This is a genomic window from Faecalibacterium sp. BCRC 81149 (genome assembly GCF_022750605.1).
Classification (GTDB): domain Bacteria; phylum Bacillota; class Clostridia; order Oscillospirales; family Ruminococcaceae; genus Faecalibacterium; species Faecalibacterium duncaniae.
Window position 1 is genome coordinate 75,225 of the sequence record NZ_QXJA01000002.1, and the last position, 20,905, is coordinate 96,129.

Consider the following 20,905-nt stretch of genomic DNA (forward strand, 5'->3'; position numbering starts at 1 on the left):
AGAAGGAAGTGGTCGATTTCTTCCTGGGCAAAAGAAAAAGCAGAGGGCGTAAAGCTCTCTGCTCGGTCGATAAAACTGATTTGTTCATTTTCGGAGAGGAAAAGGTTCAGACTCAGCTGTTGATAAGCTCCGTCATCACGACTTCCTCCGCCTGTGCTTTCAGGCTGTTCATGTGCTGCACCCACGCCATCTGCTGCGTTTCCTTGTCCGGTGCGGGGCTGTCCTTCAGGTACTGCTCCATCAGAAACTCCACTCTGGCTTTCGCTGTTTCCTCGATCTCCCACAGGTGCGGGAACAGGCTCTCCGTCAGAATCATGTCGTTCAGGAGCATCGGATTGTTCTGTTCCAAAAATGCTCGACGCATCCTGCCGTACTTGCCCAGAGGTTTCTCTCCCTCGTTCTCCAACTGAAGGTTCGGAATCTGATAATCTCCGGCCTGTCTGTAAGTCATCTCGCTCATAATCTGTACTCCTTTCGGTAGCTTTAATCTGCTCATGTTCTCCAATCGCTTTTTCGATTTCCTGAAACATCCTTGTGCTGATGGCATTCACCGCAGTACCAAGGGCATTTACCGTCTGTCTGGTGTTAAAATCAAACACCTTCTGGAAATCCTCATGCTCGAAGTAGTTGTCGGGACTTTCCACGAACCGGCAATACATCGTATAGGATACGCTGTTTGCCACCGCATTTTTGAAAGCTACTTCGATGTTGAGTTCATCATACTCCTCAAGGAAGCTGTTGGCAACGATGTCGAGGAACTGCTTTTTGTAATCGTCCCAATACTCAGCCGCCAGTGCGGATGCAATATCTTCAAGCTGTGCTTCCAGTACCCCGTCAGCGGCAACACCGAAGGTACGCTCCATCGCTTCCATGACATAGGAGCGGTTTTCAGGCGTCACCTCCCACGGTTTCAGTTCCGGGGAAGAACGGCGAACGCCGGTATCCGCCACATCAAACACATAGCGCAGATACGGTTTATCCCTGTTCATCACAAACAGAGCAATGCCGGTAGAGCCACGCTTTACATATCTGCGGTAATTTTCAGCGTTCCAGTCCTCATAGGGCTTGCAAAAGGTCGCATTGGGGCGCTGAGCATAAATCATCACCTGTTCCGGATAGGTGAACTCATAGTTGCGGGACATCGTTCTCAAAAACGAAGTCCAGTTATCTGTGTTCGAGGTGATTTTCCCAATCGTTTCTTTTGCTAATCCGGAATAAAATCGCTCTTTTGCGTTCATTGTATCCCTCCAATCCTATCAATCCGGATAAAGGTTCAGCTTCTCAAAGGCGGCATCGTCCATGGCTGAAACTTTACGGAGAACCGAGTCTGCCAAAGCAAAAAGCTCTGACTCGTCCTCCGAAAGCTGTTCCTTCATCAGTGTCAGTGCTTCACACAGCCCTGACCTTGTGCCAGGGCTGTAAAGCATCATCATGTTCCGCTCATCCTGTGTGAAATCCATCATTCAATCTCCCTTTCCGGGTGGCTCTTGGGCGGCTTATGGGAAACATCCGGCACGGGCTTTTCCTTTAACTGCTCCAACACCGAAGGACGTTCCTCTAATCCGGACGCTTTTCCGTTATTGATGATACCGTCAATCATCCCATAATCATCTTCCATTGCCATCTCTGCGTTTTTCAGGTAGTTTTCGGACTTCATAAAGTTTTCCAGCTTCTGAAACCCAACAGAATCTACATAGTGAAAGGATACCTCACCGACTACCTTTAAGGCTACGATGTCGCTGACCGACATACTGTGACCACGGAAATCATCCGGGTGGTCAATATTGAACTTTACATACAAATCTTCCAGCTGCCGATTCACATCCTCGGACATAGAAATGGAGCCATGATAGACCACCTCGTAACGGTCAATCTCAGGCTCCATTTCTTTCTTCTGAAGGTAGCTGTAATTTGCAAACATGAGCGGGATATTATCGTCTACATCTTCCCGCAGCTGAAGAATCGCATAGGAATCCGTGGGGCTTTCCAGAAAAGCAACCATTCTGTCATCCGGGGTGGTATTTCCGTGAACATCATCCCATTTTTCGTTTTTCATATCCGTGTCCTCCTTATCGTTCAGGCTCTTTGCGTTTGGGAGAGGGACTGGCAGGCGCAGCTTTTTCTGCGGCCTGTGCCAGTTTTTCCATGACCGACTCACGCTTCGGAGAGTCGAGCTTATCCAGCTGACTTTTCAGCACTTTGGCAACCTCAACCGCAGTTTCCTCACGGGCTTCTTCAATGGCTGTATTCAGGAACTCACGATACGGAGCCGTATTACCAGCGGCAAGATCTGCCTTGATTTCTTGGATATGCGCCTGCACATCATCGACCTGATCCATATATTCATAGGGGTCGAAGTTCTCTGCAAAACGGTCGAGCTTAAAAGCAAGCTCAGCGATAGGGTCATTGACCACCACCGCCTGTCTGCCGACTTCAAAAGCCTGCTCCATGACATCCTCATAGAACATTGCCCGCAGTTCCCGGCGCTCCAGCCCGAAGGATTCCAGAATATCCCGGCGGACTTCGAGCATGGACAGTTCAGGGTTATCAACCTGACCGCCATCAATCTCGTTGTAGTTTTCATCCAACAGGGTGTAGTCGTAACCATCTTCGCAGGTCTGCACCGCAAGGATTCTATCCTTTCCGACCTTCCATGCGGCTTCATCGCCCATAATCTCAGGCTCCGGCATATAGCTTGCGCCGTTGCGCTCCATAATTTCTGCAAACTGGCAGATATGAAACACATTGTATCCGATCTGCGTATGATACTCGTCAATGAAGGTGCAGGGCTTCACAACCATTTCATCCGGGTAGTGAATCTGCACACAGCTGCCATCGGGGATATGAAACAAATCCTTATAATGGCTGTCGATAAATCGGATTTCCTTACCATCCGGGTTGTACTCATTTGTCATTTGCGCTTTCCTCCATTTTCAAATTCCATACTGAACTTCGTTTTGCCATCATCTGATACCTCCATAAAGACGGTGGCATCAAAGGTGTTGCCCGTTCTTTCGGACTTGCAATTCTTGAGCTTTACCTTGCCGGAACCAAGCAATTTCTGCGCCGTGGCAGAAGTCATGCTCTTGCCGATGCTCGCAAAGTAGCGATTGTTTTTCCAGAGGGCAAATTTGCAAGCTCTGTTGGAACAGAAAAATGCCTTGGCTTTGTCCTCTACAGCACTGCCGCAGAGCGGGCATTTGCCGATAGAATTGGCTTCTTTCGACATCATAACCTCGGAATCACGGATTACTTCATAGTTCTGAATCAGACCGGCAATCACATCTTTGATCTCGTCCATAAAGTCCTCGCTGGCATATTCGCCTTTCTCAATGAGCAACAATTTTTCTTCCCAATCCGCCGTCATGGATGGGGACTGAATCTGTTCCGGCATGACTGTTACCAGAGCCGTACCCTTGTGGGTCGGAATCAGGTGTTTGGTTTTCTTATCACCCTTACGCTCCAGAAAACCGATGCGAACCAGCTTCTCAATGATACCGGCACGGGTCGCAGGCGTTCCCAAACCTTTGCGCTCCACCTCATCAGGCATTTCGTCCGCACCGGCAGTTTCCATAGCAGAAAGCAGAGTATCCTCGGTAAAGTGTTTAGGGGGAGATGTTTTCCCTTCCTTGATTTCCGTGCCGCTGACGGTCATTTCGTCACCAACGGAAACAGAAGGGAGTGTCTGCACGTTTTCGTCGGATTTTGTCGAATCATTTTTCTGAACCAGAGCTTTCCATCCATCCTGCACAACAGTTTTGCCTTTGGTGGAAAACACGGTACCGCCACAGTCCAGCTCAATAACTGTCTCTGCGTATCGGTGCGGATCGCCAACAGCTACGCACAACCGATTCGAGATCAGTTGCAAAATTGCAAGTTCACCCTTGGGAAGTTCGCTCAGATTGCATTTCTGCAATTCTCTGGTCGGAATGATGGCATGGTGATCTGTGACCTTTTTGTTATTCACAACCTGCTCTGCATGAACTGGTATGTTATCCACATCCTCCACGGGGAATGTGTGGAAAGCCAGCTTTACGAGGTCGGTCAGGCTATGTGCCATATCTTCCGTCAGAAACCTGCTGTCGGTACGGGGATAAGTGACCAGTTTCTTTTCATAGAGGTTCTGCGTGTAGTCCAAGGTCTGCTGTGCCGTGTAGCCAAGCACACGGTTGGCTTCTCTCTGTAAACTGGTCAGGTCATAGAGCGCAGGCGGCTTTTCTGTTTTCTCCTTACATTCAGCTTTCTGAACGATTGCCACCGAACAGCTTTGTTTGACAGCTTCGGCTGCTGCCTTGGTTTTGAAGCGTTCGCTTGCAGCCGTAAAACCATCCAATCCAATCTGAACTGTGTAGAACAGTTCAGGCTTGAATGCGGAAATGGCAGCTTCTCGCATAACAGCCATAGCAAGGGTAGGGGTCATAACACGACCAACATTCAGGGTCTGCCCGTAAAGGGTCGAAAAAAGTCGAGTAGCGTTAATACCAACAATCCAGTCGGCTCGTTCTCGACACAGTGCTGCTTCATACAAAGCATCATATTCCGTTCCAGACCTGAGATTTTCAAAGCCCTCCTTGATTGCTACATCTTCCATCGAGGAAATCCAAAGCCGCTCAAACGGCTTTCTGCACCCGGCTTTGTGGTACACCAACCGAAAGATCAGCTCGCCCTCACGACCGGCATCTGTAGGATAGTTCTCGGAGGTGACTTTTCTGACTTTGTTACTCGATGGCATCCAATGGGCCGATAAAGCGGTAGAAAATCTGGATTTTCTGGACGTATTCGCCATCGACCTTTTCCGCTCTGGATACCAGAATCTTGTCAATCAGCTGATGCAGAATCTTATAGTTCAGTTCGGTGATACCAGCGTACTTGCTGACTTCATCAATAAAATCCTGAATCTTGTCCAGCTGATCGTGTTCAGCACGGCCTTCCCGCTCGTACTGCTCAATCTTCTCGGTCAGTTCAGCCTGTTCTTTGTCGTAGCGATCTGCAAGCATTTGAAAACGTTTCTCCGGGAGAAGTCCCTTTGATACGTCCTCATAAAGTTTTGCATACAGGTCTTCGATTTCTGCGATTCGTGCTTTACACTGCTTCAAATCCCGTTTGTGCTGCGCCCGGTCAGAGGACACCCGGAGGTGCATCTGATTTGCAATCTTCTTCACAAGGGCTTCCCGATTGCTCACAGCGGCCTTTGCGTGTGCCTGAATGTCCGCAAAGACAGCTTCATGCAGAACACGGGCTTCCAAATTATGCGAGTCACAGGCTTTCGCACCATATTTCCGATAAGTGCTGCAACAATAAAAGGTCTGATCCAGAACACTGTTACGTTTGCGCCTGTGCTCGACCTTGACTAACATCGTTCTGCCGCAGTCTGCACAGCGGACGATGCCTTTGAAGATATTGTCGTAGTCGGTCTTATCGCACATAAAACTACTGGAACGGCTGTAAAGGATTCGCTGCACGTTCTCCCAACGGTCTTGTGGGATGATTGCTTCATGTGTATTCGGAACGATAGCGCGTTCTTCAAACGGAATATAACGCCGCTTTTTGGATTTCATGGACACGGTGGGCTTGGCTTCGTAGATGATGTGTCCGGCGTAGACTGGGCTGTGCAGAACCTGACTGATATAGGCACTGTCCCAATCATACATCTTTTCATCATCAATAAAGCGGCCAAACATCTCTTTCTTGTAGTAACACGGCTTCAAGACTTTTTCATCGTGGAGCCGCTTGGCGATGCGGTGAAGCCCCAGCCCTTCCTCTGCCATTGAATAGATATACTCAACAACGGGGGCGGTGTTCGGGTCGATCACAAGGTGATTGTGGTCGGCAGGGTCTTTCTGGTAGCCAAACGGTGCGCCGCTGGAGATATACTTTCCACTTTTCTTGCGTGTCCGAAGGGCACTCTTGATCTTTCGGGAAGTGTCTTTGGCGTACATTTCATTGATGATGTTTCGGAACGGGGCAATATCCATCTGAGATTGCTCGTTGGAATCATAACCATCGTTGATTGCAATATAGCGGACACCGTGTTCAGGAAAGAAGATTTCCATATACGTTCCGGTTTCGATGTGGTTGCGTCCAAGTCGGGACTGGTCTTTGGTAATGACTGTTGCCACCTTTCCTTCCCGGATATCATCCAGAAGTTCCTGAAAGGCAGGGCGGTCAGAGTTCGTACCGCTGTAACCATCATCAACATAGTACTGGCAATTCCCGAAACCGTTGCGTGTGGCATACTCCATAAGCATTGACTTTTGAGTGCGGATGCTCAGGCTTTCGCTGTTTGAACCGTCATCTTTTGACAGTCGGCAGTATAAAGCAGTTACTTTTTTGTCCTTTTCCATGTGTACCTCCATAATGGAAAAGAGACCTCATCAATCACATTGTAGCGGATGCTGCGTGACGATGCAAGCCCTTTTCCGCAGTAAAACGTCCAATTAGCCAGCGGCGAGATACGATTCGGCAGTTTTACGAATTTCTTCTTCCACAAGCCGCTGAAAAAGCGTATTCATCGGCACATTGCCGATATAATGGCGTTCCACGATCAGGCGCACGGACTTCGGACTTCTCGGCGCACGTTTGCGTGTGGTGGGCTTCTTCTCAGATTTTTCTTTGTTCAAGGGCAGACCTCCTCATTCATGTGGTGCAAATACGGAAAGGAATGGATGGATTCTATTCGTTTTTCTCTTTTTGTTTTATTACGTTGGTTAGGTGAAAGTTTTCTTCGATACAGTCTTAAAGGCTGCTATACTGCATAGGAAAAATATCTTTTGCAGATGCCATTAAGAATCTGCATCACAGAATCGTGATTTTGGCGGTTCTTGAATCGTGAAAAACGCAGAACTATTCAACATTTGGAATTTTCACAAAGATGTGATTGGGCGAAGAAAACCGCGTTCGTCTGCGCTCAATCAATCCCGCAGCGTCCAATTCCTTAAGCGCACTGGAAACACTGACAGTGCTGCGCCCTAGCTGCTCAGCCAAAGAGCAAATCGTAAAAATGACAAACACGAATCCACGTTCATCTATCCAGAGATTTTTCTGCGAGAGTGTGGCACGGTCGAGTAGCAACACATAAGTCATTTTTGCAGTCTGACTCAGGTCAAGTTCCAAAAGGAAGCGTGGGTATGGGAGAAACGGCGGCAGCGGAGTTTGCGTGGTAAGATATTCTGAAATGTTGATCACCTCCAGCTGAAGCAGAAATCAGGAACAAAGAGTATGTAACGAGAATTGGAGGGTTCCAATTCTCCAGTCGCAGAAAAGCACGAAACAAGTGCTCAACTGCGTTAATAAGTTAAGGTCTCCCATATTGGTCCTCGACTTCCCTAGGAGTGGGGAATCGTCCGGCGGCGGGCTTGCACCGCACCATTGGCATTTCAGCCACCCCGTCTTCGTTATGACCGGGCTGCGAGTTACAGAAGTACCTTTTGTGAAGTACCGGACGATTGAACTATTCACTTGTCAAGGAACATATGGAAGATTTCTGGACTTTGACGGACGAAAAACATCCTTCTACTTGGTAGCCGATGAAAAAGGCCATTTCGTAGCATTGCAAGCAATTTTGTAAACAAAACGTCATAATAGTCCGAGAATGGTCTTGAAAAAGATGCCCTACACTTGGTAGGCATCGAGAACGCCTGTTTCGTAGCATTGGTGAGAAACTTGTAATTGAATTGTAATTCTTGAGACCAAATCTCCGCTTTTGAAAAAATCCTCTCAATAGGTAGGCAACGAAAACAGCCCAAAGACAACCATCTTTTTGAGAATTAACAAAAAGGTCACAAATGACCGGCTTTCAAAGAGGCGCTTCTACTATTAACAGAAAAAGTGGCCTAAAATGGGGGGTGTTGGAGAAAATTTCTGCCTTAAAAGTACGCCTCTACTCACTAGCCAGCGAGAATAGCCAAAAGCCAGCAAAAAACAAATGAATTATGTACTTCTGCCACTGATTGCAACGGCATATCGGTGACAGAAAGATCGTTTAGAGCGATTCTTCGCGGTTTGGGGTGGTAGAAATCGTTTTGTAGTTGGACTTTTTCTGCTGAAGCTGCTCCAGCTGTTTCAGCACCGATTCCTTCTCCGGGGGCTTGCCGCCCGGTGTGGAAAGCTGCTGCTTATTCAGCACCATGTCGATATACTTGCGGATATTTTTCAGGGCAGAGACATCCGGCTGCAAGGTTTCCAGTTTGGTACGCAGTTCTGCGCTGCCGGATTGCAGCGCAGAAAATTCGGCATCCAATGCCGAAAAATCTACCGCTGTGCTGCCGTTCAGTTTCATCAGAGTGCGGACAGCTTTATTAAAGGTGTCCAGCTCCTCTTTGTGCTGGGCGGCATAAGCGTCCTTGGTCAACTTGAAGTTCTTCTTGATAAAGGTGTCGTGGATGGGCTTCAGCTTGGCATGGGCGGCGGCAGCATCCTTGATCTGGGCGATTGCCCGCATACGGTTTTCGTTCTGCTTCAACTGCCTACGGAGAGGGGCGGCGGTCTGGTTCAGGTTAGAAATTGCGGTATCCAGATCCTCGATGGTGTTCAGAGAATGGGCTTTCAGATAGTCCACCGCCCGTTTGACTTCCTCAAAGTCTCGGACAGTGCATTTCAGTTTTGCCTTGCCAGACCAATCGCTGCGCTGCTCGTTGCGGAGGTTGAAGTAATCCACCAGCAGGTCGGACAGCATTGGCTCCTTGGCTTGTTCCAGTGCATCCAAAAGAATCTGCTTCTTTTCATTCAGGTCTGCGATCCAGCGTTGCAGCCCACGAATCGCACTGCGGATGGACTGCATCAGGCTATTGGCGGCGCGAATATCCCGGTTCAGGTTGCCGAGAAAAGTTTCCACTCCACGCTTTTCCATCTGGTGTGCGGCGGGACCGAGATGCACGGTCGGTATCTGCTGGATGCCCTGTCGCTCAAAGGAGCGCAGGTCAACACGTTCCGGGCGGCCAGCCGCTTCCAAATAGCGGTTGGTAATGGTCTCCCAGCCATGCCGCCAGACCTCGGCATACTTCTGGTCGTTCCAGTCCACCGTGTTTTCCTTGTGGCACTTCCAGTTGCCGGAAGCGAGCCGGATGCGCTCACCGTTCTCGTCAAGGTCGTACACCTTTCTGGCTTTCGGGAGCCACTTGCCGTGTTCATCTATTGCCCGGAGCGTCAGCAGAATGTGAGCGTGTGGGTTTCCATCTCCCTTGTCGTGGATGGCAAAGTCGGCAATCATCCCTTTGGAAACAAACTGCTCCTGACAAAACTCTTTTATCATGGACAAATACTGCTCCTTCGGCACCTCCACCGGGAACGCCAGCACGATGCGCCGGGCAAGCTGGGAGTTCCACTGGTTCTCCACAGCTTCTACGGCGTTCCAGAGGGTCGCCCGGTCTGCATATCCGGGCGGCGCATAGGATGGCAGCATGATCTCAGCGTGGACAAGCTCTTTCTTCTTGTTGTAGAATTTTGTTCTCTGGTCGTACTCGCTGAACAGCCGTTCGCCGCTTTGGTAAGCGGCCCCGGCAACAGCGGACTGCCCTTGGCTGCGCTTGACGATGGTAATTTTGAAATGCGGACACGGAATAGGCATCACCCCCAAACAAAAAGACCGCCCAGCAAGATTGCTCTTGGTGAACGGTCTGGAATTGTATTCGGTTTTGCTCGCCGCCTTAGAACGGAGTGCCATGCGCTTCGATCTCAGGCGGGAGCCGCAAAAGGATAGCTGCAAAGCAGCGCAAGGAAAATGCAGTTTTCCTTGGGATGGAATCGGGCTGGCGCACAAACGCCAGCTTCGATTTCATCGAGCCGTCTGCAAGACCGCAATTTCACCGGAACGGTGTATAATTGCGCCCTTTATTCTAAAGGGTGCGGAACGCTGCGGCTTTCGTGCAGGTCGTGAATCATCTTTGCAAGAGCCAGCGCAACTTCTGGTTGACGGAACGCAATTTTCAGCAGCTCCATCACCTGATCGTTGGTGAGTTCTTCCGGCGCAATCAGAAAACTTTCCAGCATTCCGGCACGGGTACACAGACGATGCACACGGGCTTTGCGGGTCAGCTCCGGTATCTGATGTTCCAGAATTTTCTCACGGTGCTTGTAGTAGCGTAGCTGCTGCTCCGCTTTGGCTTTTTCGCTGCGGAGATAGGCAAGGTCGGATTTGGGCTGGGTCATAGCATCACGCTCCTTTACAAAATAAAGAGCCAAACAATCAGTATAAAGGCTGATCATTTGGCTGTGGAAACATATTTAATTTTCGCAGTTCAAGCGAACTTGAACCGTAAATACACCGTCTTTCTTTTTCGTGTAGAAGTCACCATGGTTTTCCTGAACGATACGGTTTATATTTTTTAGCCCGTAACCATGATGTTCTCCGATGCGGATTCCGCGAGAAGTATCACTGTATGGGTTTTCCAGCCGATAGAAAAGGCTCCGATATTGTTTGCGCAGCTGTAAATGGATGGTTCGCTGTTCCGCTGGCAGACTGCAACAGGCTTCAATGGCATTGTCAAATGTATTTCCGAGGATGATGCTCAAAGACAGCGATGAGATCGTCAGAACTTCAGGAATCGTCACATCCAGTTTGACCTTGATGTTATTCTTCTCTGCGATGCGTAGGTAATAATTCAAAAGAGCATCAACAACAGGGTTTCCGACAGCAGAAACATTTGTGGAACGCTCAAAAATATCCGTGGCAGCTTGTGCAATCTTGTGAAGTTCTTCGGTATCGCCGTGTTCTGCAACTGCCTGCATCGCCAGAATGTATTTCTTCACATCATGCCGTAGAGAACGGACTTCTTCCTGACGTTCTTTGAGCTGCTGGTAGTATTCCATTTGAAGATTGTACTGCTGCTCATTGAACTTGGCTTTGAATTTTTCCAGTTCATTTTCCCGGAGAGCTTCCACATAGAACACGATCAGGATGTTTATAAGGAGAAGCACAGCCATAAGGCCGACCATATAATCCGGGAAATACTCATCCGCAGCATGATACTGTGCCACATAACAGACAGCGATGCTTGCGATTTGAATCGCAATAATTGGCAACAGCCATAGGATGCGCAGAGCATTTCCCTTTCGACTGAAAAAATGTGAGATCAGGACTACAAGTGGAACTTGAATCAGGTTTGAAAAAACAACATAAACCAACCGTGCTGCCCCAGCCTGCATCAGAATATCGGTATCAGGGATGCGCAGCCCGATCAGGAGCATTGCAAGCACTTCCACCAAAGCAATCAGCGTAAAGAAAGCTCCGCTTGCAAAAACCGCCTGCCATGGTCGCACTTCGTAAAACAGCAGTGCGAGGAAAAATCCGCCAACTAAAAGATAGATCGTGCGCTACGTTACCCAGTCCGGGAATAAGCTTAGTGCACACTGGCCAGCGATCATAAGCACAACATACACATAGAACCATTTTGAAACGGGCTCCTTTTTAGGAAATAGCCGACCGATAAAAAGCAGCAACAGAGCGATGTTGGCAAAGCTCCCTGCAAACTCAACGAAATAATAAAGTATCATCTTCCCAAATAAGCGTTAAAGTTCTGATTGAACTCCTGACGCTTCCTCCTGCTGATCGGTAGCTGATGTCCGCTGGAAAGAAAAACAGCGGTTCCAGTAGCGTAAACAATGTGTTCCATATTGACAAGATAACTTTTGTGTGGCGACACGAAGCATCGTTTGGGAAGCTGCTCCAAGGCTTCAGGAATGCTCATTCTCAATGTAAGGTCTTGCTCCTTGCAGTGGATCAGAACTTTATGTCCGTGGCTTTCCAGAAAGTAAATATCTGATGTTTCCAAGGACATGGTGACACCATCGTATTCGATTGTGAAATGTTTGGATTTCAGTTCCTGAAGGACAGCGTCCATCGCCGCAGCGAACAGCGTCTGATCCAAAGGTTTGACAAGGTAGCGGAATGCAATGCCATATCCCTGCACAGCATACTCGTGCCGCTTCGTGACAAATACCACCAAGGGATGCTTCTCCATTTGAATCAGGGATTGTGCCAGCTGAAAACCGTTGGATGGCATCTCAATGTCGAGCAGCAGCAAATCGAAGGATTTCTTCTGCATTTGCAATTCGCTCAGAAGTTCGTTTCCGTCCATGTAAGTTTCAATGTCAAAGCAACCTTGCACATCGTATCGCTGGACGCTTTGAACAATACCATCAAGGTCTGACTTCTCATCATCGCAGACTGCAACGTGGTACTTCAGCATTTCGACAACCTCCACAAAATAATGTTCTGATACTATTATAGACTGTGCAAAGGCTCCTTACAAGTAGCCTGACTTACCACTTTTGTCACCAGAACGACCAGTTTTGCCAAACCTCTTGATTTTGTTGAAATTTATGATACAGTGAAGCAAAAATCAGAAGATAAGGTGGCGCAACTGCAATGTGGGAACGCACGCTGTCTCAGAAATTAGTCCGTCTTTTCTGCGAACAAAAAGTGGTAGACGAATCAAAAGCGGATGCGTATGTCTATGGGTACGAGTTGCTCATATCGTCTGTTGTAAGTGTTTTGCTTGTCATCCTCGTCTCTGCCGTGTGTGGTGATGTTCGATACTCACTTTCATTTTTGATTGGGTTTATCCCGCAGAGAATCTACATTGGTGGATATCATGCAACGTCGCACACCAGATGCTATCTGGCATTTACCGGACTGGCACTTATCTGCATTTTGCTGAGTAAAGTAATTGCAGCCAATCACCTTTTTCGTATCCTGACAACAGCAGCTCTTATGGGCATCGCTATCTTTTTCTCTCCGATAGAAGCAACGAATAAGCCTTTAGGCAAAAAGAAGCGGTTAAGCTATAAGATGGTCGCATCTGTTCTTTCGTCAATAGATTTCCTGTTTGCCATTTTCAATGTGCTTCCGGACACCCGCAGTATAACGGTATACTACATTTCAAAATGGGTTTTAGTGATTTTTGCAATCATTCCGTTTTTTCAGAAACAAGCGAAGATATCCTAAGGTACGAGGGCGTTCATGTGTTTTCAGAAGATGAATGCTCTAAAAAATATCAAACGGAGGTAACAGAAATGAAAAAGATTATGTTGCTCTTGAGCAAGGTCACTTGCATTATGGCAATGGCTCTCGCAGTCTTGAGCGTGAACAGCACCTGTGGCTTTACGGCATATCAGCCGGATGTCCCGGAATCGCTTGAGCATGACTGAAATTCATATGAAAGGTAAGATAGCGATACTCTTACGGGATATATTTCTTGATAATTTTCTAAAAGGAACTGTTCGATTATGTTGGAGCTGCTTTCATTCATTATGTTGATTGTTCGTCAGCTTTTCTATATTCTAGGCGTCCTTGCATTTGGAAAATATCTCTTGAAAAAGTGAGAGCATCGATAATCAATGTACTTCGGAGGTGTTTCCGATGCACAGATGAGAGTCCGTTGTTCTATAGGAATGCATGAAAGGAAAAAACAAAATGAAAACAAAAACATATTTGCGTTATATTTCCTGCGTGTTAGCGGTGCTGCTTTGTGTTGCTTCCATTATGCCCATTGCCTTTGCAGATTCAACAAATCATGGCAATAGCGAATCTCTTTTGACAGGATCAAATTATTCTGTTTCGTACTCGATGAATGGAAAAGATGTTGTTGAACAGCTTACAATTCGTGATGGAGGTATCACACGAATTACGCGTACGGTGCATCCTAATGATGTGATGGACATTGTTGTTGTAGGTGCATCTGGTGAATCAACAACATCAACTGCAAGAAGTGACTATAGCTTGTTCTATGAAATTTATCAAGATCAGCAAAATTACAAAAACGGACAGCTGGCACAAATTCCTGCACTCACTGGAAGCGAGGTGACAGGGTCGCAGTTCAAGCACCGCTATGTTGGCACAAGTGCAACCGATACGGTTTATGCTAGTGATTTGCGTAAATGCAAAAAAGCATCTGATGTAGCCAGTATTTTAGCAACTGCATGGGGAAGCACACCAGCAGCAGTTATTTCTTCTACAGCATCGTTTATTTTCGATCAGATGCTTCAGAGTATGTCCTCGGACTGCTATAAAGTGACAATATCTTCTATTACGTATGAAGTCCTATTTTCCTATGACAATAGCTACTATACACATTGCTATCATCAAACTGTCAAGGAATATAAGTCAAATGGCTCTTTGATTCGGTCTAAAACGGATTATTATCAGGCCATTGGTGGCTGATAGTGACTTCAAAGAACAGGGAGAACATGTAATGGGATTCTTTAAGCAAAAAGGGCCACTCCAAAGAGATTTCTGCGAAGTATTGCTATATGTTGTGGCTTTATGGGCATTGAAGCCAGCAAGCCTTCAGGATATCCTGACGGTGAATCAATGCGATGGAATGTGGTTCTTTTCCGCAGCATTTTTTGCCATTGTTTTTGTAGGAATCGTTTCAGATTATCTTCTGATTACAAATCATTTCGTTGCATGGAAAGCAATACACGGCAATGTCAATCAAACAACATTTCAGGAACTTCAGAAATTTGCGCTGTGCGAAAATCAAAAAGTTGCTATTGAGCCAAAGTTGGCAAGTTGTATTTTAGTGGTTTTGGCAGGTTGTTTAACAGCGGCATTCGTATGGTTCACATTTATTTGCCGATGAGCATACACCTGAGTTGAAAATTTGCGGCTTTATAGTGTGATGAGGTGGCTGTTAGTGATATTGCTTTTGATCACGATGATGCCAATATACTAAAATTTTGTAAGAGGTGATTCCAGTGCAGAATTAAGCGAAAAAGAATCCAAATTGTAGCTGGGTGACTTGTAACAGTCAATAAAATATAAGGAGCAAATCGACATGAAAAAGATGACCCGAAATGAATTCCTTAAAATGGCTGGAACGAGTGCTGCGTTGGTTGTTTTCAACACAGTTTTGATGCCTGCTGCTGTTGCAGTTGAACCAGGCGTTGTAGCACTTTCTTCCAAAAAATCTAGTATCGAAATTGATAAAGGAACAACTGTAAACTCTGCAACATTCAAACTTGTCCCAATTTCTCGCGAAACCTTCTGGGGCGATGCTGGTTCATGTACACTTGATTATCTGTCTGAAGGGTATATCCAATGGACGATTACCGTTCCGGGTGCAGTAATTGTTTCCTTTGAAGGTAACCTGCATTTCAATAAACTTGGTACACCCTTTGGAACCTTTGATCATGCCATTTCTGCATACGGCACAATCGGTACGGAAAATGTAAAATATGGACTCTCTAAAGGAAAATGGGAGGTTGAGTTTACTGGAATTGCTACTGCGGCTAACGGCGATATGTATAGTGTCGTTGATGGCGCAACATTAGCTTTCAGTGTCACCAAATGATTCTGCCATATAATCTACGTATTTGATTTTTACAAAATAGCTTATCACATAGAACAAGCCCCACCTGCAGTAGATTCTTCGATTTGGAATATCTATTGTAGGTGGGGCTTTTAGATAAATTTATTTATTCAAGTTTGCCTTTATGTCTTTAAGGAGTTTTTATAGAGAGATAGCTTAAAAAACGATGATATCACAATTGCTGGATTTCTTGTTCGGCCAACCAAGCGAGTTTATTCCAGTTGTTTACACGACACCGTTTGCCGATAAATTCCAATATTTTTTTGTGAGTTTCTTTTGGCAGAGTATCGCCATTATGACATGCAAGAAATGTAAAAGGTTTAGGGATGTCTTCTTTTTTATCGGCCAATAATAAAATATATCCGATATACTTTCCCTGTTCAGATATCACATAAAATTCAGGTAGACAGTTTTCTTTACTGCTCTGAACAATTTCTTTAAAAATGTCTAATGGTATTTTTTGGGGAACAGCAGAGGCATAGACGTATTGAATGGCATTATCTTCATTTTTCAACCATGTAATCTCCATACTTATCTTCTTTTCCTTTTTGCAAACACAGTTAAAGCATTAAATATATTGTTATTATACCACATTTGTTGTGTGTTGGACTATGATTTGAAATTATTTGGCATTTTAACCAGTTTATCAAATGACTTATTGTGCGAGTAAGAGAATTTTAATCATAATCATTCGCTTGACCAATTTGTAACACAAAATACGTTACAATGATTTTCGGCGGTAGCCATGAAAAAACGATGACACTCAATCCTCCGTGTCAACCCCACTGTAAAGTAGCGGGTTGAGGATGTTCTGAGGCAGTTGGGCATCCTGTTGGCGACGGCAGAGCCATCCGTGAACCGGGCTTCCACTCGGTTGGTGTCTATGTTGTAGCGGAAGGAAAGCAGTTTTTGAGAGTGATTATGGTCGAAATTCTGATTTCGTTTCATTTGAATAGCTCCTTTAATGATTTTGAAATTTGATTTTTGACGAGATGAGGTCTCTTTTTTCTTTCTCTTGAGTCACCTAACCGCACTACCCTGCATCTGTTGCACACACAAGACTCGCAACATCTTCTCTGGCCATGAGCTTTTTCAGAATCCCAAACTGTTTTTTCGTACCGGCAGAAACCTCATACTGCCAGTCCATCGGGAAGATAGGAAGGTCTGCATAAGCCCATTTGCTGTACTTCGCATCATAGACTTCCGGCTGTGCCAGCTCCACCAAATGCCCTACACACCAGCTGACCACATATCCGTTTCCCTCTAAGTAGCCATCCTCACGCTTGGCAGCACCTAACACTTTGGCAATACTCTGTGCAACCGAAGGCTTTTCAGCCAAAACTAATTTCATTTGCATCTGCTCCTTTCACAAAAAAATAAGCAGCCACACACCGTAGTGCATGACTGCTATGTAAAAAGTTCGGAAAGGATTTTTGCAACCTGATACAATTTTCTGTTCTACAATCTCCGTCATAATAAAAATATCTCCATCATTTCAAAAGAGAATGACGGAGATATTTCACCTTGCTTATTCTTGTAGCAACCAATCGGCTATATCGTGAATTTCGATTCCTTCATAGCTATATTGGGGATGTTTGGTTCTGGCAATAATCATTTTCGGATAAGCGTCTCGAATCTGAAGCAGAGGAGAGCATTCTCTCTCAAATGTTTCCTGCCCGGAAATGTTGTCGCTGACCTGAATATAAATCTTTTCGCTACCTCTCTGAGCAACAAAGTCGATTTCCTTTTGATAGAGCTTGCCGACATAGACATCATATCCACGGCGAAGAAGCTCGATACAAACAACGTTTTCATATACTCTGCCATAGTCTATATTTCTGCTTCCCAGTATTGCATATCGAATACCGCTGTCACACAAATAGAACTTTTCAGAGCTTTCAAGGTATTTCTTACCTCGGATGTCATATCTCTTAATATCATAAAATACAAAAGCATTGCACAAATACTTAATGTACTTGCCGACGGTTACATGATTGGTTGGAGTCTCATTTGCTGTCAGTAGCTGACTGACCTTATTCGGAGAAGTCAGGTTGCTGATATTATCCATAAGGAACTCGCTCAGACGTTGTAAAACCAAAGTGTCCGGGAGAGTATATTTCTGTACCAAATCCCTTGTAACAATCGTTTCGTAGACCTCTTTGATATAGTTTGTTCTGTCTTTTTCGGTTCTATAAGCATAGGAACCTGCTAAACCGCCCTTGATAGCGTACTCATCAAAGAGCTTATCTTTGTCACTAATATCATCATAATACTGGCAATATTCCTGGAAGCTGAAAGGAAACACATGAATTTCAATATAGCGTCCGGTAAACAGAGTTGCCAGATCTGCACTCAACAGGAAAGCATTAGAGCCTGTTACATAGATGTCGTATTTTCCCTTAGAGTACAGGCTATTGATTGCCAACTCAAACTTGGGACACATCTGAACCTCGTCTACAAACAGGTAGTTCGTTTTTCCTTCCTGATAATGTTCTTCCACATAGGCGTGTAAGGCATGGTATTCCTTGATTTCTTCATACGCCAAATCCATGAAGTCGATGAAGATAATATTGATGTTTTCAAAATTGCTTTTCAGATACGCAATATACGCCTGCATCAATTTGGACTTACCAGATCGACGAATGCCCGTGATGATCTTGATGTCAGGAGTACCATTCAGTTCAATGATTCTATCGAGATATTTTGCTCTCGTGATTGTTTTCATATAGTCACCCGCTTTCAAAAATTGAAATTTTTTCATTTCTCGAAACCGCTTCGCTGTACTTATTATACTGTCTGCTAATAGTATATGCAAGATGTCACTTTCAAAAACGCAAATTTTTTTATTTTTTGAAAGCGGAAACTATGTAAAGGCAACCCGAAGGCTGCCCCAGGCATCAAGCCTATCCTGTTTACACAGGTTCATTATCATCTTCATCGACGGAGCTATCTTCATCGTCGTCCTCAAACTCCGGATCGTACCCATAGTCCTCGTCATCGTCCACATAATCAGCATCTGGGTCAGGCTTTGCCGCTTCCTGTGCCTTCTTCTTTTCCTGGACTTTCTTAAATACGAAGAATCCACCACCACAGGCAAGCACAATCAGAGTAAGAATCGCCGGGAGCATATTTGTGGATTTCGGCTTTTCCTCCGGTGTCGGTTCTGTAATTTCAGGAACTGTTTCAACTACTTCCGGCTTTGTTTCCTCAACCGGCTTGGTGAACTCTGCAACTTCTTCCTCGTCCATCAGCTTGAGCAGGTCGGCTTCATCCACCTGATTCAGAAAATGCACGGTTTCCTCGCCCTTATCATCACGGTCAATGATGATATAGAAGTAGTTTCCGTTTTTGGTTACAGCGGTAATGAACTGCTTTCCGCTTTTCGTAGGCGAGCCAGCGTCATCAACCAAAGTCAGATTGCCGTCGGGAGTAAGCGGTAGCATCGGCTCCTCCGGCTCTGTTTCGGGAACTTTTTCTTCGACCGCAGGTTCTTCAGTCGCTACGCTTTCATCTACATAGGCAAATGCCGTTGTAGAAAACACGCCAAAACACATTGCACACGCCAGCAATGCGGCTCCAATTTTCTTAAATCTCATTCTGCGTTTCCTCCTCATTCATAGTATTGATCGTATCAGGCTTCGGAGCCATATCCGCAGCAAACATACGGAGCAGCTCGGAAAGCTGTTCGGGATTCAGGTTCGCAGCATGAACCATCTCATGGATTTCGGAATTTTCCTCCTCACGGTATCTGCGTTCCAGGTCTTTCACCTTAGCATCCCATTCTGCCCGTTTCTTACGGGCTTTTTCAAGGTCTGCACCTATTCTGTCTAACTTGGCACTCAATCGCCATCCCTCCTTTAGTTTCTGATTCTGCCGAAGCAGTAAAAATGCTGTTGCCAGTAATTCGATTCGATAGAAGCGTAGGAAATGGGGTTTCCGCAGTGGATCATCATACCATTGCCAACATAGATACCAACGTGTGATGCACCGGAGGTATCATAAGTGCCTTGGAAGAAAATCAAATCTCCCGGTTTGGCAGAGCTTTTCGGGATAATGTCGCATACGCCCATCAAACCGTTTGCGGTCAAACGACCAACACTCCAACCGTTTCCGCAGTGATTGATTACATAGGAAACAAATCCGGAGCAGTCAAAGGAGGTAGACGGGCTGCTGCCGCCCCACACATACGGGTATCCCAGATATTTTTCAGCTTCCCGAATCATATTGGCAAATCTTGTGTCTGTCAGCGCTTCGCCCGGAATATCATAATCGGTGTACTCGCCGCCAGGGGTGGCGTAAATGTCATTTCCGAAAATATCCGGTCTGTTGCCCCTTGTCTGAAGCAAAATTCTATATCGCTCCATATCATCTTCCGACAAGCCGGAATTTGAAATCACACTGTTCAAGCCCTTATTTCTGAGCTTCACATTCAGAATATAATATTCGTAATCTTCTTCCTCTGTTGTTGTCTCTCCCGTTTCGGGATCAGTAGAAGATGTTGTTCGTGTACGAATCTCTACTACTTCCGTCAGGGTCAGCTCATATTGTTGCTCAAATAGCCATTGCAGGGTAGCCTGCACCTCATCTCTGGTGTAATCCTCAAACTTCACCGTCAAATACGCCGCCAGCTCATAAGGATTGTGGTTGATTTCATCAAGGTCATACCGGTACTCGTCATATCCGCTATGAGTACGCTCGATATTATTGATTTTATTGCGGAGCGCAGCTTCCAAAGCCTTGTAATCATTGTCCGCACCAATAATATCTTCCTCTTTTGCAGTAAAAGAAGTTCCCAGAATGATCTGTGTGCCGCCTTGGAACATAGCCGAACAAGACGAGAACATCCCTGAGAGTATCATAAAAAGCAGTCCGGCAATCAAAACAAACAGAATCGTTTTAGAGTGTGTGGTGCAGAACTCCGTTACTCTTTCTGTGATGTTCTTGGCTCCCTGAGCTGCTTTGCCCGTTGCCTTGCCTGCACCCTTAGATGCAGAAGCCGTTGTCGAAGCGGTATTCTTACCGGCTTTGGCGGCAGCATATTCTTTCTTGATTGCCCTTTTCTGTTGCCAACGGGAAAAGGGATTGGAACCGGCATCGGGGTTGTCCTTTTTGAACTTCTCATACAGGGCATTTACATTTGCTTTATCTGACTTCTCAACCAGCTTTTCCGCCTTGTCGTAGGCTTTCAGCTTGTGACTGTAAACGGCATGATCGACGGTATAGACAGTGGATTCAACAGCCTTGGTCGTTTCCTGCACAGCCTGAACGCCGATATTATCATCCTCATATTCTGACACCGCCCGATGTGCTTTGGATGTGAGCGTGACTGCGGCACCACGGCTTGCCATGTGCTTTGCCACAGATGGGCGCTCGATTTCCGTAAACTCCGCTTTTTCAAAACGGAGCTTTGCTTTACGGGAACCGGCTGCATCTGTTTCCAGCTTTAGCTTCGGCTTTGCCTTTTTAGAAGCCAATTTGTCTGCCGCTTTTTCAGCCCTATCAACCGCCTTATCTGCACGGTCGGCAGCTTTCTTCACATGAGAATCTGCAAGGTCATCTTCGGTAAAACGGAGTCGTGTAGGTCTTTTCGCCATACA

The 20,905-nt window shown here is 46.0% G+C and carries 23 protein-coding genes and 1 pseudogene; 6 read left to right on the forward strand and 18 right to left on the reverse strand.

Annotated features, from left to right (window positions below; all coding sequences use genetic code 11):
* Window positions 1-112 precede the first annotated feature (112 nt).
* Window positions 113-451 carry a TnpV protein gene (locus D3F01_RS03235; protein ID WP_118199520.1) on the reverse strand — a complete coding sequence of 113 codons (339 nt, stop codon included), beginning with the start codon at window positions 449-451 and terminating at the stop codon, window positions 113-115.
* 163 nt (window positions 452-614) lie between these two features.
* Between D3F01_RS03235 and D3F01_RS03240 the strand changes: the two genes are divergently transcribed.
* A complete protein-coding gene (locus D3F01_RS03240; RefSeq protein WP_021386789.1) occupies window positions 615-1,208 on the forward strand; it encodes a hypothetical protein in 594 nt (197 codons plus the stop codon).
* 48 nt (window positions 1,209-1,256) lie between these two features.
* On the opposite strand, the gene D3F01_RS03245 is transcribed toward D3F01_RS03240, so the two are convergent.
* The 10 genes from D3F01_RS03245 to D3F01_RS03290 all read right to left on the reverse strand — a co-directional run bounded on the left by D3F01_RS03245 (window position 1,257) and on the right by D3F01_RS03290 (window position 12,185).
* Complete coding sequence (locus D3F01_RS03245; RefSeq protein WP_002578948.1) at window positions 1,257-1,463, reverse strand: transposon-transfer assisting family protein; 207 nt, start codon at window positions 1,461-1,463, stop codon at window positions 1,257-1,259.
* Window positions 1,460-2,056, reverse strand: coding sequence for a YodL domain-containing protein (locus tag D3F01_RS03250; RefSeq protein ID WP_002304389.1), 597 nt, complete (start codon window positions 2,054-2,056; stop codon window positions 1,460-1,462). Before D3F01_RS03250 ends, D3F01_RS03245 begins: the two co-directional genes overlap by 4 nt.
* 13 nt (window positions 2,057-2,069) lie before the next feature.
* A complete protein-coding gene (locus D3F01_RS03255) occupies window positions 2,070-2,915 on the reverse strand; it encodes an LPD16 domain-containing protein (protein ID WP_002304387.1) in 846 nt (281 codons plus the stop codon).
* Window positions 2,912-4,732, reverse strand: coding sequence for a DNA topoisomerase (locus tag D3F01_RS03260; RefSeq protein ID WP_117506259.1), 1,821 nt, complete (start codon window positions 4,730-4,732; stop codon window positions 2,912-2,914). The genes D3F01_RS03255 and D3F01_RS03260 overlap by 4 nt, the downstream gene beginning before the upstream one ends.
* Window positions 4,719-6,344, reverse strand: coding sequence for a recombinase family protein (locus D3F01_RS03265; protein WP_223383313.1), 1,626 nt, complete (start codon window positions 6,342-6,344; stop codon window positions 4,719-4,721). Before D3F01_RS03265 ends, D3F01_RS03260 begins: the two co-directional genes overlap by 14 nt.
* 93 nt (window positions 6,345-6,437) lie before the next feature.
* Window positions 6,438-6,620 (reverse strand): hypothetical protein, encoded by a 183-nt coding sequence (locus tag D3F01_RS03270; RefSeq protein ID WP_005945116.1) that lies wholly within the window; start codon window positions 6,618-6,620, stop codon window positions 6,438-6,440.
* Window positions 6,621-7,981: 1,361 nt separating this feature from the next.
* Window positions 7,982-9,565 carry a MobQ family relaxase gene (gene mobQ, locus D3F01_RS03275; RefSeq protein ID WP_154256859.1) on the reverse strand — a complete coding sequence of 528 codons (1,584 nt, stop codon included), beginning with the start codon at window positions 9,563-9,565 and terminating at the stop codon, window positions 7,982-7,984.
* A 263-nt stretch (window positions 9,566-9,828) separates the two neighbouring features.
* Complete coding sequence (locus tag D3F01_RS03280; RefSeq protein ID WP_242885911.1) at window positions 9,829-10,146, reverse strand: DUF3847 domain-containing protein; 318 nt, start codon at window positions 10,144-10,146, stop codon at window positions 9,829-9,831.
* A 75-nt stretch (window positions 10,147-10,221) separates the two neighbouring features.
* Window positions 10,222-11,184, reverse strand: a complete 963-nt coding sequence (locus D3F01_RS03285) for an ATP-binding protein (protein WP_242885913.1) — start codon at window positions 11,182-11,184, stop codon at window positions 10,222-10,224.
* A 302-nt stretch (window positions 11,185-11,486) separates the two neighbouring features.
* Entirely contained in the window at window positions 11,487-12,185 is a 699-nt protein-coding gene (locus tag D3F01_RS03290) for a LytTR family DNA-binding domain-containing protein (RefSeq protein WP_242885915.1), read from the reverse strand.
* 179 nt (window positions 12,186-12,364) lie between these two features.
* Between D3F01_RS03290 and D3F01_RS03295 the strand changes: the two genes are divergently transcribed.
* The 5 genes from D3F01_RS03295 to D3F01_RS03315 all read left to right on the forward strand — a co-directional run bounded on the left by D3F01_RS03295 (window position 12,365) and on the right by D3F01_RS03315 (window position 15,290).
* Complete coding sequence (locus tag D3F01_RS03295) at window positions 12,365-12,943, forward strand: accessory gene regulator B family protein (RefSeq protein WP_097783063.1); 579 nt, start codon at window positions 12,365-12,367, stop codon at window positions 12,941-12,943.
* 68 nt (window positions 12,944-13,011) lie between these two features.
* Entirely contained in the window at window positions 13,012-13,146 is a 135-nt protein-coding gene (locus D3F01_RS03300) for a cyclic lactone autoinducer peptide (RefSeq protein WP_165852945.1), read from the forward strand.
* Window positions 13,147-13,411: 265 nt separating this feature from the next.
* Complete coding sequence (locus D3F01_RS03305) at window positions 13,412-14,158, forward strand: hypothetical protein (protein WP_133300985.1); 747 nt, start codon at window positions 13,412-13,414, stop codon at window positions 14,156-14,158.
* A 31-nt stretch (window positions 14,159-14,189) separates the two neighbouring features.
* Entirely contained in the window at window positions 14,190-14,579 is a 390-nt protein-coding gene (locus D3F01_RS03310; protein WP_055187026.1) for a hypothetical protein, read from the forward strand.
* A 195-nt stretch (window positions 14,580-14,774) separates the two neighbouring features.
* Window positions 14,775-15,290, forward strand: a complete 516-nt coding sequence (locus D3F01_RS03315; RefSeq protein WP_242885917.1) for a hypothetical protein — start codon at window positions 14,775-14,777, stop codon at window positions 15,288-15,290.
* A 190-nt stretch (window positions 15,291-15,480) separates the two neighbouring features.
* Here the strand turns inward: D3F01_RS03315 and D3F01_RS03320 are convergent, their stop codons facing one another.
* From D3F01_RS03320 to D3F01_RS03350, 7 genes and pseudogenes are all read right to left on the reverse strand, one after another.
* Window positions 15,481-15,822 carry a hypothetical protein gene (locus D3F01_RS03320; protein WP_133300986.1) on the reverse strand — a complete coding sequence of 114 codons (342 nt, stop codon included), beginning with the start codon at window positions 15,820-15,822 and terminating at the stop codon, window positions 15,481-15,483.
* Between the two features lie 173 nt (window positions 15,823-15,995).
* Window positions 15,996-16,256 (reverse strand): DUF6061 family protein, encoded by a 261-nt coding sequence (locus tag D3F01_RS03325; RefSeq protein ID WP_081028504.1) that lies wholly within the window; start codon window positions 16,254-16,256, stop codon window positions 15,996-15,998.
* Between the two features lie 88 nt (window positions 16,257-16,344).
* Window positions 16,345-16,659 (reverse strand): annotated as a pseudogene (locus D3F01_RS03330) (toprim domain-containing protein); the annotation flags it as partial.
* 177 nt (window positions 16,660-16,836) lie between these two features.
* Entirely contained in the window at window positions 16,837-18,069 is a 1,233-nt protein-coding gene (locus D3F01_RS03335; protein WP_117458726.1) for an ATP-binding protein, read from the reverse strand.
* A 151-nt stretch (window positions 18,070-18,220) separates the two neighbouring features.
* A complete protein-coding gene (locus tag D3F01_RS03340; protein WP_002578950.1) occupies window positions 18,221-18,904 on the reverse strand; it encodes a DUF4366 domain-containing protein in 684 nt (227 codons plus the stop codon).
* Entirely contained in the window at window positions 18,894-19,151 is a 258-nt protein-coding gene (locus D3F01_RS03345) for a DUF4315 family protein (RefSeq protein ID WP_002304378.1), read from the reverse strand. The genes D3F01_RS03340 and D3F01_RS03345 overlap by 11 nt, the downstream gene beginning before the upstream one ends.
* Before the next feature lie 14 nt (window positions 19,152-19,165).
* Window positions 19,166-20,902: a C40 family peptidase gene (locus tag D3F01_RS03350; protein ID WP_002304377.1), complete on the reverse strand. Its 1,737-nt coding sequence runs from the start codon at window positions 20,900-20,902 to the stop codon at window positions 19,166-19,168.
* Window positions 20,903-20,905 lie beyond the last annotated feature (3 nt).